This window comes from Amycolatopsis bullii (assembly GCF_014654205.1).
Classification (GTDB): Bacteria; Actinomycetota; Actinomycetes; order Mycobacteriales; family Pseudonocardiaceae; genus Amycolatopsis; species Amycolatopsis plumensis.
The window spans coordinates 81,359-99,013 of record NZ_BNAW01000009.1; the positions used below are offsets into that span (position 1 = coordinate 81,359).

Annotated in this window: 19 protein-coding genes; 8 read left to right on the forward strand and 11 right to left on the reverse strand. The window is 71.7% G+C overall.

Going from position 1 to position 17,655, the window contains the following annotated elements; genetic code table 11:
• The first annotated feature begins 163 nt into the window (after window positions 1-163).
• The 4 genes from IE317_RS14000 to IE317_RS14015 are packed head-to-tail and all read left to right on the forward strand — an operon-like array spanning window position 164 to window position 3,473.
• Complete coding sequence (locus IE317_RS14000; protein WP_229902704.1) at window positions 164-934, forward strand: maleylpyruvate isomerase family mycothiol-dependent enzyme; 771 nt, start codon at window positions 164-166, stop codon at window positions 932-934.
• Window positions 935-976: 42 nt separating this feature from the next.
• Window positions 977-1,405, forward strand: a complete 429-nt coding sequence (locus IE317_RS14005; protein WP_191310008.1) for a MarR family winged helix-turn-helix transcriptional regulator — start codon at window positions 977-979, stop codon at window positions 1,403-1,405.
• Between the two features lie 41 nt (window positions 1,406-1,446).
• Window positions 1,447-2,022 carry a PadR family transcriptional regulator gene (locus tag IE317_RS14010; RefSeq protein WP_191310010.1) on the forward strand — a complete coding sequence of 192 codons (576 nt, stop codon included), beginning with the start codon at window positions 1,447-1,449 and terminating at the stop codon, window positions 2,020-2,022.
• A gap of 8 nt (window positions 2,023-2,030) precedes the next feature.
• Window positions 2,031-3,473: an FAD-dependent monooxygenase gene (locus IE317_RS14015; protein WP_191310012.1), complete on the forward strand. Its 1,443-nt coding sequence runs from the start codon at window positions 2,031-2,033 to the stop codon at window positions 3,471-3,473.
• 5 nt (window positions 3,474-3,478) lie between these two features.
• On the opposite strand, the gene IE317_RS14020 is transcribed toward IE317_RS14015, so the two are convergent.
• Together IE317_RS14020 and IE317_RS14025 are read right to left on the reverse strand one after the other, a co-directional pair.
• Window positions 3,479-3,997: a GNAT family N-acetyltransferase gene (locus tag IE317_RS14020; RefSeq protein WP_191310013.1), complete on the reverse strand. Its 519-nt coding sequence runs from the start codon at window positions 3,995-3,997 to the stop codon at window positions 3,479-3,481.
• Window positions 3,998-4,007: 10 nt separating this feature from the next.
• Window positions 4,008-4,889, reverse strand: coding sequence for a TetR/AcrR family transcriptional regulator C-terminal domain-containing protein (locus tag IE317_RS14025; protein WP_191310015.1), 882 nt, complete (start codon window positions 4,887-4,889; stop codon window positions 4,008-4,010).
• Between the two features lie 140 nt (window positions 4,890-5,029).
• Between IE317_RS14025 and IE317_RS14030 the strand changes: the two genes are divergently transcribed.
• On the forward strand, window positions 5,030-5,707 hold the full coding sequence (locus tag IE317_RS14030; protein ID WP_191310017.1) for a DUF2306 domain-containing protein: 678 nt from the start codon (window positions 5,030-5,032) through the stop codon (window positions 5,705-5,707).
• 113 nt (window positions 5,708-5,820) lie between these two features.
• On the forward strand, window positions 5,821-6,777 hold the full coding sequence (locus tag IE317_RS14035; RefSeq protein ID WP_191310019.1) for a chitinase: 957 nt from the start codon (window positions 5,821-5,823) through the stop codon (window positions 6,775-6,777).
• 1 nt (window position 6,778) lies between these two features.
• Here the strand turns inward: IE317_RS14035 and IE317_RS14040 are convergent, their stop codons facing one another.
• The 7 genes from IE317_RS14040 to IE317_RS14070 all read right to left on the reverse strand — a co-directional run bounded on the left by IE317_RS14040 (window position 6,779) and on the right by IE317_RS14070 (window position 12,707).
• The gene (locus tag IE317_RS14040; RefSeq protein ID WP_191310187.1) at window positions 6,779-7,624 is read right to left on the reverse strand and encodes a LysR family transcriptional regulator; all 846 of its coding nucleotides are present in this window, start codon (window positions 7,622-7,624) and stop codon (window positions 6,779-6,781) included.
• Between the two features lies 1 nt (window position 7,625).
• Complete coding sequence (locus IE317_RS14045; RefSeq protein ID WP_191310021.1) at window positions 7,626-8,003, reverse strand: DUF427 domain-containing protein; 378 nt, start codon at window positions 8,001-8,003, stop codon at window positions 7,626-7,628.
• A gap of 63 nt (window positions 8,004-8,066) precedes the next feature.
• Window positions 8,067-8,831 (reverse strand): HAD family acid phosphatase, encoded by a 765-nt coding sequence (locus IE317_RS14050; protein ID WP_191310023.1) that lies wholly within the window; start codon window positions 8,829-8,831, stop codon window positions 8,067-8,069.
• A gap of 82 nt (window positions 8,832-8,913) precedes the next feature.
• A complete protein-coding gene (locus tag IE317_RS14055; RefSeq protein WP_191310025.1) occupies window positions 8,914-10,080 on the reverse strand; it encodes a class I SAM-dependent methyltransferase in 1,167 nt (388 codons plus the stop codon).
• Window position 10,081: 1 nt separating this feature from the next.
• On the reverse strand, window positions 10,082-11,047 hold the full coding sequence (locus tag IE317_RS14060) for a class I SAM-dependent methyltransferase (protein WP_191310027.1): 966 nt from the start codon (window positions 11,045-11,047) through the stop codon (window positions 10,082-10,084).
• Window positions 11,048-11,051: 4 nt separating this feature from the next.
• A complete protein-coding gene (locus tag IE317_RS14065; RefSeq protein WP_191310028.1) occupies window positions 11,052-11,831 on the reverse strand; it encodes an enoyl-CoA hydratase/isomerase family protein in 780 nt (259 codons plus the stop codon).
• A gap of 54 nt (window positions 11,832-11,885) precedes the next feature.
• On the reverse strand, window positions 11,886-12,707 hold the full coding sequence (locus IE317_RS14070) for an ABC transporter ATP-binding protein (protein WP_191310030.1): 822 nt from the start codon (window positions 12,705-12,707) through the stop codon (window positions 11,886-11,888).
• Window positions 12,708-13,035: 328 nt separating this feature from the next.
• Here IE317_RS14070 and IE317_RS14075 point away from each other — a divergent pair, with 328 nt between their 5' ends.
• On the forward strand, window positions 13,036-13,581 hold the full coding sequence (locus tag IE317_RS14075) for a cysteine dioxygenase (protein ID WP_191310032.1): 546 nt from the start codon (window positions 13,036-13,038) through the stop codon (window positions 13,579-13,581).
• Window positions 13,578-13,973 carry a rhodanese-like domain-containing protein gene (locus tag IE317_RS14080; protein WP_191310034.1) on the forward strand — a complete coding sequence of 132 codons (396 nt, stop codon included), beginning with the start codon at window positions 13,578-13,580 and terminating at the stop codon, window positions 13,971-13,973. Before IE317_RS14075 ends, IE317_RS14080 begins: the two co-directional genes overlap by 4 nt.
• On the opposite strand, the gene IE317_RS14085 is transcribed toward IE317_RS14080, so the two are convergent.
• Both IE317_RS14085 and glgP read right to left on the reverse strand, forming a co-directional pair.
• Window positions 13,970-14,956, reverse strand: a complete 987-nt coding sequence (locus tag IE317_RS14085; RefSeq protein ID WP_191310035.1) for an LLM class F420-dependent oxidoreductase — start codon at window positions 14,954-14,956, stop codon at window positions 13,970-13,972. The two genes, IE317_RS14080 and IE317_RS14085, sit on opposite strands and share 4 nt — an antisense overlap.
• Before the next feature lie 104 nt (window positions 14,957-15,060).
• On the reverse strand, window positions 15,061-17,589 hold the full coding sequence (gene glgP, locus IE317_RS14090) for an alpha-glucan family phosphorylase (protein ID WP_191310037.1): 2,529 nt from the start codon (window positions 17,587-17,589) through the stop codon (window positions 15,061-15,063).
• Window positions 17,590-17,655 lie beyond the last annotated feature (66 nt).

Sequence of the window (17,655 nt, forward strand, 5' to 3'; positions counted from 1 at the left end):
GGTCGCGGCCGAGCCGGCGCCGGTTCTCTTCGACCTGCCGCTCCCCATCGCTGTAGCGATCTTCGTCCGCTGCGAAGCGGCTGTCCAGGTCCGGGAAGGACGTCTTCGGGGCACTCGATCATGACCCCACGGCCGCCGTCGGCCGGCCTACCGTGGCGGGGTGATGTCTTTGAGCCACGACCGGCTGGCCGGCGCCCTCGTCACCGAAGCGGACCGGTTCGGGGCGGTGATCGCGGGCGCCGACCCGGACGCGCGCGTCCCGACGTGTCCGGAATGGACACTGCGGGACCTGACCTGCCACGTCGGCGTCGCCTACCACAAGTCGGCCGTGATCATCGCGAGCCGGCCCAGCGGTTACGTGCCGTTCGAGGCCGTCACGATCGACGAGCCGCCCGCGTTCGAGGCTCTCGGCGGCTGGCTGCGCGACGGTGCCGAGCGGCTCGTCGCCGCGGTGGCCGAGGTCGGTCCCGAGACTCCGACGTCGACCTGGACCCCCGATCGGCGCGCCGGGTTCTGGACGCGGCGGCTGACCCACGAGACGGTCGTCCACCGCGCGGACGCCGCCTTCGCGACCGGCACACCGTACGACGTCGACGCCGACCTCGCCGCCGACGGGATTTCCGAGGGCCTGGACCTGGTCGTCGTCTTTTCGCGGCAACAGCACCCGGCCCTGGACCGGACGTCGCTGCGGGGCACCGGCGAGACGCTGCTGTTCCGCGCCACCGAACCCGAGGTCGCCTGGCTCGTCCGGCGGACGCCGTCGGGGGTGGAGGTGAGCGAGGAGGCCGGCTCGGAAGCCGACGTCGTCGTCGAGGGCCGCGCTGCCGACCTGCTCCTCGCCCTGACCGGGCGCCTCGCCGCGGACGACGTCCGGCTCGCCGTGTCCGGTGACGCGGCCCTGTTCCACCACTGGCGGGAGCAAACGCGCTTCTAGACGTCGATGGTGGCGGTCGCCGAAATGTGTAAGGCTCCTGTCATGAGTGCAGCCCCGACCGGCGATCGACCGGGCTACCTGATCAAACGCGCCCAGCAGGCCCTGAACCAGGCCTGCACCGACCGGCTCCGCCCGCTGGGCCTGTCGATGTCGCAGTACGCCGTGCTGCGCGCGCTCCACGACCACCCGGGCGCGTCGTCGGCCGAGCTCGCGCGGATCACGTTCGTCACGCGGCAGTCGCTGCGGGACGTCCTGGGCGGCCTGCGGTCGGCCGGGCTGGTCGCCGTCGCCGAAAAAGCGACCACCGGCCGGGCGCGCCCGGTGACGCTGACCCCGCAGGGCCGCGCCCGGCTGGACGCGGCCGAAGACCTGATCACGCAGGTCGAAGCGCAAATGCTGAGCACGCTGTCGGCCGACCGGAAGCGCTGCCTGGCCGACCTCCTGCACACCTGCGTCGGCAACCTGACTTGACGGCGGTCGTATAGTCGGTTCCGACTAATAGGGAGCGACTAGTGCCGCCACGCAAGATCCGCAACACCCTCGCGCTGGCCCTGCTCGGGCTGCTGCTGGAACGCCCGATGCACCCGTACGAAATGGCGTCGACGCTGCGCGAGCGCCACAAGGGCTCGACGTTCAAGATCAACCCGGGGTCGCTCTACGACACTGTGGAGTCGCTGGCGAAACACCGCTGGATCGAGCCCGTGGAGACGGTCCGGGAGGGCAACCGGCCGGAGCGGACGGTCTACGCGCACACCGAACTCGGCCGCCAGGAGTTCGTCGCCTGGCTCGACGAACTGGTCCGCGAACCGGTCGCGGAGTACCCGAAGTTCGTCGCGGCGGTGAGCTACCTCGGCGCGCTCGGCCCCGAGCGCGCCGCCGACGCGCTCGAGGAACGCGCCCGCCACCTCGCCGAACGCATCGACGGCGCGGACACGGCGCTGGCCGAAACGGTCGGCAAGGGCGCGCCGCGGCTGTTCATGATCGAGGTCGAGTTCGTCCGCCACGCGTGGCAGGCGGAGCTCGACTGGGCGCGCCGCACGGTCGCCGAAATCCGGTCCGGCTCCCTGCCGTGGCCCGAGAACTTCTGAGGGGAACCATGTCCGACACCGATGTCCTCGTCGCCGGCGCCGGTCCGGCCGGCCTGCTGCTCGCCGCGGAGCTCGCGCTGGCCGGCGTCCGCACCACGATCGTCGAACGCCTGCCGGAACGTCCGCCGTATTGCCGCGGCTTCAACCTGAACGCGCGGGCGCTGGACCTGCTGGCCCGCCGCGGCCTGGCCGAGGGGCTGGTGGCCGAGGGGCACCGGGTGCCGCACGCACCGGTCACCGGTCTGCCCGGCCCGCTGCTGCTCGACGGCGCGGCGACGGACCACCCGTTCTCGCTGGGCATCCCGCAGACCCGCGTCGAAGAGGTCCTGGAGGCGCGGGCGCTCGAACTGGGCGTCGAAATCCTGCGCGGCCACGACCTGCGCTCGTTCACCCAGTCCGCGGACGAGGTCGCCACGACGGTCCACAACGGACGCTTCGGCCGGACGATCCGCGCACGGTTCCTCGTCGGATGCGACGGCGGCCGCAGCACGGTGCGCAAGCAGGCGGGCATCGGCTTCCCCGGCGTCGACGCACGCTGGTACGCGCTGCTCGGCGACGTCGAATGCGAGCTGCCGTACGGGCCTTCGGCGGGCCCGGACGGGCGGAGCGTGTTCGTGATCCCGCGGCCGGGCTACGTCCGGATCGTGGTCCGGGAGGACGACCCGCCGTCGGACAAGGACACGCCCGTCACGCTGGAGAGGCTGCAAGCCCAGGTGGACGCGGTCCTCGGCCGCCACGTCGAGTTGCGCGCACCCCGCTGGCTGAGCCGCTTCGGCGACGCGGCTCGCCTGGCCTCGAGGTACCGCGAAGGCCGGGTGCTCCTGGCGGGCGACGCGGCCCACATCCACCCCCCGGCGGGAGCGATCGGCGTGAACGTCGCTCTGGACGACGCGTTCAACCTGGGCTGGAAACTGGCGGCGACGGTGCTCGGCACTGCGCCGGAAGGCCTCCTGGACACCTACCACGACGAGCGGCACGCGGCGGGCGAGCGGATCCTGGCGAACACGCGGGCGCAGGTGGCGCTGGAAGAAGCCGCCGAGGAGCCGTGGGCGGACTTGATGCGCCGGGTGGCGGCGCACCCGGCGGGGAACCGCGCACTGGCGGAGATCATCACGGGCCTGGACACGTGTTACGAGCCGGGCGGCCACCCGTGGTCCGGGCGGCTGGCTCCGGACGTGCCGCTGCTGGCCTCGGGAGCGGAGACGCACTTGGCGGCCTTGCTGCACGCCGGGCGGCCCGTGTTGCTGGATCTGACGGCCTCGGGGTCGTTCGCGGCTTGGTCCGGCGGGGTCGAGGTGGTGGCCGCGTCGAGTCTGTCTCCTTTGGACGTCGAGGCGGTGCTGCTGCGACCGGACGGTCACGTCGCCTGGGTGGGCACGCCGGACTCGGGCGACGCCGGGCTGGCGGAAGCGGTGCGCCGGTGGGTGGGGCAAGTGCCGGCGTCGGTCTGACGGGGTCAGCGCGGGCGGTCCAGGACCGCCCGCTGCTCCACCCGTCCGTCCAGGACGAACTTGCTGTGCAAGGAAAATCCCAGCTTCTCGACCACCCGGGCCGACGGCTTGTTCGCCGGCTCGTAGACCGCCAGCAGCCGATCCGTCCAGCCTGACTCGAACGCGCGGTCGCGGACCGCGGACGTCGCTTCCGTCGCGTACCCGCGGCCCCAGCCCGAGGGCGCGATCCACCAGCCCATCTCCACCGCCGGCACGCCCAGGCCCGACTCCGTCGCCGCCCGCCGCACCAGGGAGACCACTCCGTCGAACGATCCCGGCGCCGCCGACACCGCGAACCAGCCGAAGCCGTGTTCGGCCCAGTGCGCCAGCGTTGCGCGGTGCTTGGCCAGCGTGTACTCGTGGCTCCACGGCTCACCGGTACCCACGTAGCGGACCGTCTCCGGCAGCTGGGCCAACCCGAACAAGTCGTCGAAAAACGCTTCGGACCACGCGTGCAGCGTGAGCCGTTCCGTGGCGATCAACACCGGTGCCACCTTATCCGAGGAGCACGCCGATCCCGTCGAGCTGACGCTGCAACCCGAACTCGAACGCCTCGTCGAGGTCGACGTTCTCGACGCCCGTCATCACCTCGGTCAGCGTCGGGAACCGGCCCGATTCGAGGAACCGGGTCAGCAGCGCCATGTCGGCCTCCAGGCGCTGGTCGCCCGTGATGCCCGTGTCCTGCTCGGCCTGGACCTCGAACGCGTTGCTCGCCGCGAGGCCGCCGACCCAGCCGTTGAGCGTCATGATCACCTGCAGCTTCACCCGCCGCTTCAGACCGGTTCCGGCCAGCGCGCGCAGCGACCAGTCGACCAGGCGCAAGCCCGCCGCCAGCACCGGCGGGCGGACCAGGGAGTTGAGCAGGATCGGCGCCAGCCACGGGTGACGGCGGTACGCCCGCCACTGCGCGCGGGCGGCCAGCTCGAGGCGCGGCCGCCACGGAGCCGGGCCTGGCTCCGGCAGCTCCGCCTCCCCGAGCGCGACGTCCGCCATCAGCCGCAGCAGCTCGTCCTTGTCCGGCACGTGCCGGTACAGCGCCATCGGGCCGACGCCCAGCTCGGCCGCCAGCCGCCGCATCGACAGCGCGGCCAGGCCCTCGGCGTCGGCGAGCGCGATCGCCGCGCGCACCAGGCTGTCGCGGCCCAGCGGCGGCTTGACCGGCGTCCGGTCCGCGACGACCGTGCCGCTGCCCGGCACCGCACGCACCCAGCCCTGCTCGCCCAGCGCCGACAGCGCTTTCGCGGCCGTCGCCATCGCGACCCCCCACTCGCGGACCAGCGCCCGCGTCGACGGGACACGGTCGCCCGGCCGCAGCTCGCCCGCCGTGATCCGGCGACGCAGGTCCGCCGCGATCCGGAGGTAGGGCGCCTCGGTCACAGCCACTCCGTACTAGAACAGTTGCCGGCAGAGCCTAGAACACTTCCAGGGTACTCCCCCAATGTCTGCACCAGAGATTGCCGGTGCGAAAGGCCGCACAATACGGTCCGAATACACCGTACGAGAAATCAGGGGGAACCATGACGACGACCGAAGTCCGCCGCTCGAAGCCGTGGGTGCGCCGCCCGTGGGTGTTCCCACTGGGGCTGCTGGTCACCGCGTTCCTGGTCTTTTCGCTGCCGCCCTACCTCGGGCTCGACCCCGCGCAGTCGCGGATCCCCGCCCCCACCGGCTGGTACTACCCGGTGCTCGTCACGCACATCGGCTTCGCGACCGTCGCCATGGTGACCTGCGCACTGCAGATCTGGCCGTGGCTGCGGCAGAAGTACCCGGCGGTGCACCGCCGCACCGGGCGCGTGTACGTCTTCGCCGGCGCGATCCCGGCGTCGATCGCCGGCTTCGTCATCGCGCTCGCCGCGCCGTTCGGCCCGGTCGGAGCCGTGTCGAACGTCCTGCTCGCGATCCTCTGGTTCGGCTGCACCGTGCAGGGCTACCGGATGGCCCGGGCGCGCCGGTTCGGCGACCACCGGCGGTGGATGGTCCGCAGCTTCGCGCTGTGCATGTCGATCATCAGCAACCGGATCTGGGGCGTGGTCTGGGCGATGGTGCTGACACCGCAGCTGGACACGACGTTCGGCGGCAGCGAAGTCGCGCTGGGCCAGGCGATCGCCGGGATCACCACGTGGACCGGCTGGGTGCTCCCGCTGCTGGCCGCCGAGTGGTGGCTGGGCCGGGGACGGCGTCGCGCGGCGGCCTGAGCGACCCAGCGTGACCGGGGTAGCCCGATCAGCCTATGGTCCACACCACAGTAAAAGGTCTATACCAATGGAGACAGGTTTCCGCCGCCGCGCTTCGAGTCGTGGAGGTTCCCATGCGTCTCCGTTCCCTGCTGGCCGCGCTGGCCGGTGCCACCCTGCTGAGCACCGGGGTCGCCGATGCCGCGGCCGGGTCGCCGATCCCGGTCGGTCCCTATGTCGACATGGGCGCCTGGCCGACGCCCAGCCTGTCGGCGATGTCGGCCGCGAGCGGCGTCAAGAGCTTCACGCTCGCGTTCGTCAACTCCTACGGCTGCAAGGCCAGCTGGTTCGGCGCCTACGACCCGCGCACGGCGTGGCAGCAGGACGAGATCGCGAAGATCCGCTCCGCGGGCGGCGACGTCAAGATCTCCTTCGGCGGCGCGTCCGGCATCGAACTGGCCCAGGCGTGCAGCACGTCCGCGCAGGTCGCGGCCGAGTACGACGCCGTCGTCAAGGCCTACGGCCTCAAGTACGCCGACTTCGACATCGAAGGCGCGGCCGTCGCGGACCCGACGTCGATCGCGCGCCGCTCCCAAGCGCTGAAGACGCTTCAAGACAACAACCCGGGACTCAAGATTTCCCTGACCCTGCCGGTGCTGCCCGACGGCCTCACCGCGGACGGGCTCAACGTCGTCAAGGCCGCGAAGAACGCCGGGGTGAACCTGGACCTCGTGAACATCATGGCGATGGACTACTACCAGGGCGCCGGCGACCAGGGCGCGAAGGCGATCTCGGCGGCCAAGGCCACACAGGCGCAGCTCAAGTCGCTCTACGGGCTGAGCGACGCGGCGGCGTGGAAGAAGGTCGGCGTCACCCCGATGATCGGCGTCAACGACTCGCAGAACGAAATCTTCTACCAGAAGGACGCGAAGGCGCTGGTGGCCTTCGCGAAGACGGTCCACCTGGGCATGCTGTCGTTCTGGGAGGCCGGCCGCGACGCCAACGCGTGCACCGGCGCGCTCTACAAGTGCACCAACGTGCCGCAGTCGAAGTACGAGTTCGCGAAGATCTTCGCCGGGTACACCGGCTGAGTCACCACCGGGCGGCGTCCGCGAGCAGTGCGTCCCGCACCGCCGCGGACCCCGGCCGGCAGGGCCCCGCCCGGGTGACCGCGAAGAGCGTGTTGATCGGTGGCTCCTCCGGCTCCAGCAGCGCGATCAGCGCCCCCGAAGCCAGCTCGGCCGCGCAGAGGTACCTCGGCAGCACGCTGACGCCGAAGCCCGCTCGCACGCAGGCCAGGACCGCGCGCAAGTCGGGTACGACCACCGCCGGCCCCGCGGGCGGGCGGGTGCCCAGTACCGAACGCCAGTAGCGGCGGATGATCGGCAGGTCCTCCGCGTACGCCACGAGGGGCGCGGTACGCGGGTCGCCGGTGAAACCGCCCGGGCCGACCAGGACGAACTCCTCGTCGGTCAGCGGGGTCGCCGTGAAGCCGCGGCCGCGGGGGCGGATCGTCGAGACGACCAGGTCGAAGCGCCGCTGCGTGAGGCCCGCGAGGAGGTCGTCGGCCAGGCCGAACGTCACGCGCAGCTCGAGACCGGACGCGACCAGACCCGCCAGCGCGGGCAGGACCCGCTCGGCCGTCAGCTCGGCGGGCCCGGCCAGGTGCACCGGTGCGGCGAACGGGTCAGCCTCACCGACGGTCACCGAAGCGAGCGCGTCGATGTGCGGGGCGATCCGGGCGGCGAGGTCGTCGGCGGCCGAGGTCGGGGTGACGCCGCGGGCGCGCCGGACGAACAGTTGCCGGCCGAGCTGCTCCTCCAGGGCTCTGACCTGCGCGGTCACCGTCGGCTGGGAGAGTCCCAGTGACGGCGCCGCGCCGGTCAGCGAGCCGGCCCGGTGGACGGCCAGGAACGTGCGCAGCAGGTCGAGGTCCAGCTCAGTCCTCGATCAGCTCGATCGAGTCCACCACGTTCGGGTAGAACGCGACGTGGTCCTTGATCGGCGCGACCGGGTCGTACGGCTTCTCGTACGTCCAGACCGCGTTCTCGCCCTGCACGTCACCCGCGTTGAGCGAGTAGTAGCTGGCCTCGCCCTTGTACGGGCAGTACGTCTCGTGGTCGGTCCGCTCGAGCACACTCGCGTCGACGTCCGCCAGCGGGATGTACTGGACCGCGGGGTAGGTGGATTCCTGCAGGGTGAACGCGTTGCGGCTGTCCGCGATGACGCGCCCGCCCGCCTTGACCACCACACGCGCCTTCGTCGGCTCGACGGTGATCGGGTGGTCCGGACCCGGCTGCAGAACCTTCTTCGCCATCTCAGCTCCCTAAGAGTTCTGTGTTCAGTGAGCAGCGCGCCGGGCCCGGCCGATATTCCGCGATCAGGGCAGGTAGTACATCGGGTTCGGCAGCTTGACCGGACGCAGCGCGTGGCCGCCTTCGAGGTCGCTGAACTGGTCGCCGAGGTTGAGGACGATCCTCGCGCCCGTCGCCTCGATGTGCGCCCGCGTGCCCGACTTGTACTGGACGGTGGTGCAGGTCAGCCCGCACGGCAGGTAGTCCGGCGCGGTCGTCTTCGGCTTGAAGAACGCGCCGGCCGGGGCGGGGAAGCCCTCGTTGGCGAGGTTCTTCAGCGACTGCGGGCCCTGGAACTCGTTGCGCCCGGTCAGGAAGTAGACCTGGACGCCGCGCTGCGCCGCCCAGTTCGCCAGCTCCAGCACCGGCTTGTTGGCGACGAACGTGCCGTTGTCGATGGCCTGCTGCTGCTTGACCGGGTCGAAGCCGAAGTCGTTGTCGGCCTCCCAGCCGTAGGTGACCTCGGACGTGTCGTCGACGTCCAGCACGATCGCCGGGTTCTTCACCCGGCCCAACGACTGCTGCAGGTAGCGCTTCGCGTCCGAGACGACCCGGTTGGTGTCCTTCGCGAACCGGCTCGTGTCGGAGTAGTGGTGCTTGCCGGCGGCGTCGACGTAGTCGCCGTAGTAGGCCTTGACGTCCAGCTTGACCTGGCCGATGTTGGCCGGTTCCTTCGAGCGGGCGGCGGTCGCGTCGTCCGACCCGGCGAGCGCGGTCGCCCCCGAGGCGACGGTGGCGCCGATGGCCGCGGCGGCGGCGAGCTTGACGAGACTTGACCATTTTCCGGACACGGCGAACCCTCCAGTGGAACTTTGACGACCCGGGGAACCTACGTCACGTTCACCGGGAGTTCCACCCCTCGAAAGTTTCTGTTCACGTGATGCGTTCGGCACGGCAGAAGAACGCGACGGGCGACCGCCCGATCCGCGTCAGCACCACCGAGGCCTCCGCGCCACCACGGGGTTTCAGCCGTCGCCGCAGCGCGTCCGGATCGACGTCGAGGCCGCGCACCAGGATTTCCAGCCGTCCGACGTCGTGCCGCTTGAGGACCGCCTTCAGCGCCTTCTCGGTGTACGGCCCGTGTTCGAGGACGCGGAACGCGCGCACGCCCGGTGGCGGCGCGTCGCCGGTCAGGTACGCGATGCGGTCGTCCAGCTGCCACAACCCGTGCCGCGCCGCGTAGTGGCGGACCAGCCCGGCGCGGACGACGGCGCCGTCGGGGTCGACGATCCACTCCCCCGGCTCCCGCGTGGGCAGTTCGTCCGGATCCGCGTCGGTGACCGTCCACTGTGTCCCGTCCGAGCGCAGCACGGTCGCCCGGCGGCTGACGCCGGTGCCCAGGCCCCGCCAGAGGCAGGATTCCCGGACCTGGCCGTCCAGGGACACGAGTTCGACCTCTTCGGCCCACGGCGTCAGCGTGAAGTCGAGGCCGGGGGCGCACTTGATCGCCAGCGGACGACCCGGGCAGGCCTCGACCAGCCCGTCCAGGGGCGGGGCGAAGTCGGCGGGTTTCCACGCCCGGCGGCCGGCGGAGTCGCGCCGCGCCGGGTCGGCGACGACCACCCCGGACCGGCTGGCCGGACGCAGGGCGTCGGCACGCGCGAGTCCGAACGCGACACCGGCCGCCGTTCCGTTGTGCCGGGCCATTTCCAGCCGGACGGGATCCACATCGGACCCGATCGTGCGACGCGCGACCCGGGCGATTTCGACGAGGTCCGCGCCCACCGAGCAGGTGACGTCGTGGACGTCGAGGCCCGCCAGCCGCCGAGCCCGGTGCCGCGCGACGATCGACGCACTCGCCTGCTGGAGCGCGTCGGAGGTGAACAGCCAGTCCACCCCGGACAGCTTGCCGACGGCTTTCCGCCGCAGCTGCACGGTTTCCAGGACGGCGGCCGCGTGCTCCTCGCCCACCAGGCGGCGCACCTGCGCCACGGACTTGATCGGGTCGGTCAGCGGCCACGCCGAAACCTCGGCGAGCGCCGCCACCCCCGCGCCGGAGCGCAGGTAGGCGACGTCGCCGAGGCTGAACGAATACCCCAACTCAGGACGGCCGCTTGGTCCCGGTGATCATGACGTTGTAGAACAGCTCGCGCGGCAGGATCTTCGACAGCACCTTCTTGTCCACGGCGGACAGCCGCAGCCACAGGTGGTAGGCGAACATCCGCCAGCGCACGGTCAGCTTCTCCGACGGCACGGCGGCCTCGAACGTCCGGATCGGCCAGCCCGCGAGCGCGGCGGCGAACTCCTCGGTCACCGCGCGGACGTCCTGGGCGCCGGCCCCGCGGGCCCACGACTCGAGCTCCGACGGGTCGAAGGTGTGGATGTCGACCACGGCCTCCAGCGCGGCGGCCCGCGACGATTCGTCCAGTTCGGACTGCGGACGCCGCCAGCCGCGCAGCGCCGGCAGCTTCGTCACCCGGGTCGTCAGGAACCAGGTGAGCTGGCCGAGCTTGCGGGCGTAGAAGTCGCCGACCTTGGTCGGCTCGCCCGCGAAGACGAACCGGCCGCCCGGCTTGAGCACGCGCAGCACCTCGCGGAACGCCGCCTGGACGTCCGGGATGTGGTGCAGCACCGCGTGCCCGACCACCAGGTCGAACGTGTTGTCGTCGTACGGGATGCGCTCGGCGTCGGCGACCCGGCCGTCGACGTCGAGGCCGAGCTTCTCGGCGTTGCGCAGCGCGACCTGGACCATGCCGGGCGAGAGGTCGGTGACCGAGCCCTTCTTGGCCACGCCGCCCTGCATCAGGTTCAGCAGGAAGAAGCCGGTGCCGCTGCCCAGCTCCATCGCGTGCTGGTAGGGCTGCCCGTCCTCGCCCGCGACGGCGTTGAACACGTCGGTGGCGTAGGAGATGCAGCGCTCGTCGTACGAGATCGACCACTTCTCGTCGTAGGTGCCGGCTTCCCAGTCGTGGTAGAGCACGTTCGCCAGCTTGGGGTCGGCGTACGCGGCCTGGACCTCTTCGGCGGTGGCGTGCGGGTTCGGCGCCGGGTCGTTCACGTCGGTCAAGGCGTCATTTCCCTTCGAAAGTGGCCTTGCCGGGCCCGTTTTCGATGAACGACTTCATGCCGTTCTGCTGGTCTTCGGTGGCCCAGAGGGCGGCGAACAGGTGCGACTCGAGCTTGAGCGCGTTCGGGAGGTCCATGTCGAGACCGCCGTCGATGGCCGCCTTGGCCGCGCGCAGCGCCACGGCGGGGCCGTTCGCGAACTGGGCCGCCCACTTGTGCGCGGCCGCGTAGACGTCGTCCGGAGCGACGACCTGGTCGACGATCCCCAGCTGCAGCGCCTCTTCGGCCTTGACGAACCGTCCGGTGTAGACGATGTCCTTGGTCTTGCTCGGGCCGATCAGGCGGGCCAGGCGCTGGGTGCCGCCCGCGCCGGGGATGACGCCGAGCTGGATCTCGGGCTGGCCGACCTTGACGTTGTCGCCGGCGACCCGCCAGTCCGCGGTCAGCGCGAGTTCGAGGCCGCCGCCGAGGGCGTACCCGGTGATGGCCGCGACGACCGGCTTGGGGATGTTCGCGATGGCGGCGAGGGTGCCGGTGAGGTTCGCGCCGAACTTGGCGATCTCCGGGTAGGTGCGGGTGGCCATCTCCTTGATGTCCGCGCCGCCGGCGAAGGTCTTCTCGCCGCCGTAGAGGATCACCGCGCGGACGTCGTCGCGCTCGGTCGCCTCCTTCGCCAGCTCGGCCAGCTCGGCGGTGACCTGGGCGTTCAGGGCGTTGACCGGCGGCCGGTCGAGCCGGACGGTGCCGACCCCGTCCTTGACCTCCAGGGTTACGAACTCTCCCACGCCCATCCTCCTCGTTGACGATCTGCCAGCACGCTACCGGTCGGTAGGGACAGCCTAGCGACGGCGGGCGAAGAAGCGATCCCCGGAACGCTCGAGCACGAGGTCCTGGTCGAACGTCTTCGACAGGTTTTCGCTGGTGATGACGTCGTCGACCAGCCCGGACACCACCGCGTGGCCGTCACGCAGGAGCAGCGCGTGGGTGAACCCGGGCGGGATCTCCTCGACGTGGTGGGTGACCAGGACCAGGGCCGGCGCGTCGGGGTCCAGCGCCAGGTCCGACAGGCGGGCGACCAGGTCCTCGCGGCCGCCGAGGTCGAGACCCGCGGCGGGCTCGTCGAGCAGCAGCATCTCCGGGTCGGTCATCAGCGACCGGGCGATCAGGGCCCGCTTGCGCTCGCCCTCGGACAGGGTGCCGAAGGTGCGCTCGGCCAGGTGCCCGATGCCCATCGCGTCCAGGAGCTCGGTCGCGCGGGCCGTGTCGAGGGTGTCGTATTCCTCACGCCAGCGGCCGAGCACCGCGTAGCCGGCGCTGACCACGACGTCCTTGACCAGCTCGTCGCCCGGCACGCGCTGGGCGATGGCCGCCGACGTGAACCCGATGCGCGGGCGCAGGTCGAAGATGTTGACCCGGCCGATCCGCTCGCCGAGCAGGTCAACCTCGCCGTTCGTCGGGTGCAGTTCGGCCGCGGCCAGGCGCAGCAGGGTGGTCTTGCCCGCGCCGTTCGGGCCGAGCACCACCCAGCGCTCGTCCAGTTCGACGCTCCAGTCGAGGCCGGCGAGGAGGTCGTTGGTCCCGCGGCGGACGCCGACACCGGCCATCCGGACCACGAGGTCGTCAAGTTCGCTGGGCTGGATCGGCTCGCTCACGAGGCCCATTCTGTCTGTCGTCGCGCGCGCGTGCGCACCCGCCCGGGTGAGACGGCGATCCGGCAGGTCGGAACTGTCCACGACGTGGAACGCCGCACCGCGAGAGAGCAGCTCCGGGCGTCGCTGTGGCAGGATTGCCGGCATGTCAGCCGACGCGCCCACCACCGGGATCACCCGGGGTTCGTTCTGGCGCCGTCGCACCATCGACCTGCTCCTCGTCGCCTCGGCCGGGTGTACCCGGGCGCGGCTCCGCTGATCCCTCGCGTCCTCTTCCGGCGCGTGCGGTGCCGTGCTGTCCCGGCGTCCCGATCACCTTCGCGTCCGAGGAGCACCCGCGTTGACCACGTCCCTGGTTCGCCCGCCCGTCGAAATCCACCCGCAGCTGACCGACCCGCTGCTGCCCGAGCTGCTGCACCCGTCGCGGCTGCTCTGGACGCCGCGTGAGCTGGCCGACCTGACCGCCACCGTCACCACCGAGCTGACCGCCGATCTGCGCGGCATCCTGCGGTTCGACGAGGACCGCCGCTGGTGGGCGCGGCTGGCGCTGACCGACGGCGTCGAGCTGTGGCTGCTGTCGTGGCTGCCCGGCCAGCACACGAAGCCGCACGACCACGGCGGCGCGTCCGGTTCGTTCACCGTCCTGCAGGGTGAACTCGGCGAGGAGTACCGCTACCCCGGTGGCCCGATCCGGCGCCGCACGCACCTCGCCGGCGAGGGTCTCGGCTTCGGCGCCGGCCGCGCCCACCAGGTCACCGGCCTCGGCGACCGGCCCGCGGCCAGCGTCCACGCGTATTCGCCGCCGCTGGTGGCGACGCGCGAGTACGCCTCGCTCGCCGACGTTCCGGCGGAAATCCCGCCGCTGCCCGCTATCGTCCACGGATGAGCGCCATCGATACGTTCCTGTCCGCCGCGCGGTCCGGGTTGGACCGCGTCGGCCCCGCCCGGGCCCGCGAGCTGCAGGAGGCGGGCGCGCTGCTCGTCGACATCCGGCCGCTGGCGAACCGGCGGGCCGAGGGCGAGATCCCGGGTTCGGTGATCGTCGAGCGAATTCACCTGGAGTGGCGGCTGGCGCCGGACAGCGAGTGGCGGCTGCCCGGGGTGACCCCGGATTCGACGGTGGTCGTGCTGTGCAACGAGGGCTACTCGTCGAGCCTCGCGGCCGCCGACCTGCAGCGGCTGGGGTTGCCGAAGGCGACCGACCTCGAAGGCGGCTTCCGCGCCTGGGCCGCCGCCGGCCTGCCCGTGCAGACCGGCGGCAGCCCGGCGGTGCCCTAGGCGAGCGCCGGAGCGACCTTCTCGGCGAACAGGTCGATTCCGGACCGGTCGTACGCGGCTTCCGGGAAGTTGAAGATCGCGTAGGACATACCCAGCTGCCCCAGCGCGGCGAGCTTCTCGGTGACCTGCTCGGGGGTGCCGGTGGCAGGGCTGTTGGCGAAGACGCCGTGCCACCGCTCCGCGGCGTCGGCAGGCACGTACTTGTCGAGGTGGGACCTGAGCCAGGCGAGCTTGTCCTGGACGTCCTTCTCCGTCTCCCCGATGACCACGTTGTGGTTGACCGAGCGGACGATCGCGTCGAAGTCGGTGCCGACGTCCTTGCAGTGCTGCGCGAGGATCTCCGACTTGCGGGTGAACGTCTCGGGGTCGCCGGCGAAGTTCGTGTACTTCGCGTACTTCGCGGCGATCCGGAGGGTCTTCTTCTCGCCGCCGCCGGCGATCCACAGCGGGATGCCGCCTTCCTGCGGCGGCAGCGGGCGCAGGATCGCCCCGTCGGTCCGGTACTGCTTGCCGTCCAGTGTGGACGTTCCGGTGGTCCAGAGGTCACGCATGATCTGCACGCCCTCGTCGAGCTGGGCGAGCCGCTCGCCGGCGGACGGGAAGCCGTAGCCGTAGGCCCGCCACTCGTGCTCGTACCAGCCGGCCCCGATGCCCATCTCGACGCGGCCACCCGAGATCAGGTCGGCGGTCGCGGCGACCTTCGCCAGGTAGGCGGGGTTGCGGTACCCCATGCAGGTGCACATCTGCCCGAGCCGCACGGTGTCGGTCGCCGCGGCGAACGCCGAGATCAGCGACCAGGCCTCGTGCGTGGCCTCCTCGGTCGGGACGGGCACGGTGTGGAAGTGGTCGTAGACCCAGATCGATTCGAAGGGGCCCGCCTCCGCGTGTTTCGCGAGGCCGAGCATGGTCTTCCAGTGGTCCGCGGGGTCGATGCCGGCCAGGTCGAGCCGCCAGCCCTGGGGAACGAACAATCCGAAGCGCATGCGTCCAACCTAACGCGGCCACCGCCCGCGCGCGGCGTGATTTCCGGCCACCGCGACGTGGAGCAACTCCAGGTCAGTCCGGTTTTTCCGAAAGCCGATCGACCTCAGGCCAGCACGACGCGCGCCAGCTCCGCCGGGGTAGCCAGCAGGCCGTGCTTCGGCAGCACCCGGACCGTGTACCCGATCGACCCCGGCCGGGGGAGTTTCACGCGGGCCGCGAACGCGCCGACGCCGTCGGCGGTCATCGGGACCGTCACCGGGTCGCGGAGCTCGTCGTCGTCGGCCACGCGGCCGACCACCGCCTGGATGTCCACTTCGGACGGGTCGAGGCCGGCCAGGTCGATGCGGGCCCTGATGGTCACCTCGGTGCCCACCACCAGGGGCTCGGTCGCCTCCACCAGCAGCTCCGAGTCGAAGATGCGCAGCCGCGGCCAGGACACCTCGAGCTTCGTGCGGTAGTCCGCCAGCGACAGCGCGCCGCGGTAGCCGTCACCCGTCGCCGCCGCGACCGTGCGCGCCGCCGGCAGGTAGCCGTTGTCGACGTACTCGCGGACCATGCGGGACGCCTGGACCCGCGGGCCGAGCGTTTCCAGCGTGTGCCACACCATCGACAGCCAGCCCGTGGGCACGCCGTCGGGCGAGCGGTCGTAGAACAGCGGCGCGATCTGCTGGCCGAGCAGCTCGTACAGCGCCGCGGCCTCGAGGTCGTCGCGGCGCAGCGGGTCGGCGACGCCGTCGGCGGTCGGGATCGCCCAGCCGTTGCTGCCGTCGTAGCACTCGTCCCACCAGCCGTCGCGGATGGACAGGTTGAGCCCGCCGTTCAGCGCCGACTTCATCCCCGACGTCCCGCACGCCTCCAGGGGCCGCACCGGGTTGTTCAGCCAGACGTCGCAGCCGCGGTAGAGGTAGCGCGCCATCGACATGTCGTAGTCGGGCAGGAAGACGATCCGGTGCCGGACGTCCGCCCCATCGACGAACCGGACGATCTGCTGGATCAGCTGCTTGCCGTTCTCGTCGGCCGGGTGCGACTTGCCCGCGACGACGACCTGGATCGGCCGGTCCTCGTGCAGCAGCAGCGTGCGCAGCCGCTCGGGGTCGCGCAGCATCAGCGTCAGCCGCTTGTACGTCGGGACGCGGCGGGCGAAGCCGACGGTCAGCACGTCCGGGTCGAACACCGAGTCCACCCAGCCCAGCTCCAGCGGCGACGCGCCGCGCTGCAGCCACGCCGCGCGCACCCGGCGCCGCACCTCGTGCACCAGCTTCTCGCGCAGCTCGCGCCGCAGCTCCCACAGCTGGGCGTCGGACACGCCCTCGCGCAGCGGCCCCTCGCCGACGTCGAGACCCCACTCGCGGCCGAGCAGCGTGCTCAGCTCGCGGGCCACCCACGTCGGGCCGTGGACGCCGTTCGTCACCGACGAGATCGGCACCTCGTCGTGGTCGAACCCGGGCCACAGCCGGGAGAACATCTTCCGCGTGACGCGCCCGTGCAGCTGCGAGACGCCGTTCGCGCGCTGCGCCAGCCGCAGGCCCATGTGCGCCATGTTGAACAGGCCGGGGTTGTCCTCGGCACCGAGTGCGAGCACGCGGCGCGGGTCGATGTCGGGCACCAGGCGGCCGTCGGCGAAGTAGCGCTGCACCAGGTCCACCGGGAACCGGTCGATGCCCGCGCTGACCGGCGTATGCGTGGTGAACAGCGTCCCGGCCCGGACGGCGGGCATGGCCTCGTCGAACGCGAGGCCGTCGGCCTGGACGATCTCGCGGGCGCGTTCCAGCCCCAGGAAGCCCGCGTGTCCCTCGTTCGTGTGAAACACCATGGGCTGCGGGTGGCCGGTCAGCTCGCAGTACTTGCGGACCGCGCGGAAGCCGCCGATGCCGGCCAGGATCTCCTGCCGCAGCCGGTGGTCGGCGTCGCCGCCGTAGAGCCGGTCGGTGACGCCGCGCAGGTCTTCGTCGTTGGCCTCGGTGTCGGTGTCGAGCAGCAGCAGCGGCACGCGCCCGACGCGGGCCTGCCAGATCTGCGCGCACAGCTCGCGGCCGCCCGGCATGGCGACACCGATCAGCACCGGCCGGCCGCCCGCCGTCAGCAGTTCGAGGGGGAAGGCGTTCGGGTCGATCACCGGGTAGTGCTCGACCTGCCAGCCGTCCAGCGACAGGGACTGCCGGAAGTAGCCGTTGCGGTAGAGCAGCCCGACGCCGACCATCGGCACGCCCAGGTCGGACGCGGCCTTGAGGTGGTCGCCGGCCAGCACGCCGAGACCGCCGGAGTAGTTCGGCAGCGCCTCGGTGACGCCGAACTCCATCGAGAAGTAGGCGACCGCGGACGGCAGGTCGGCGTCGGCACGCTGCTGGTACCAGCGCGGCTCCGACAGGTACTTCTCCAGGTCCTCGGCGGCGGTTCTCGCGCGCTCGAGGAAGTCGTCGTCGACGGCGAGCTCGTCGAGCCGGGCCGGCGGCAGCGCGGTGAGCATCCGCAGCGGGTCGCGCACGGCGTTGAAGAGCTCGGCGTCCATCGACGCGAACAGGTCGCGCGTCGGCGGGTGCCACGTCCAGCGCAGGTTGGTGGCCAGCGCGCCCAGCCCGGACAGGGAATCCGGGAGGCTGGCGCGGACGGTGAACCGGCGGACTGCACGCATGGGAAGCGACGATATCGGGCCGTGGGCCGCCGTGCGCAGGAGGAGTTCGGGGATAACGTGCACGCT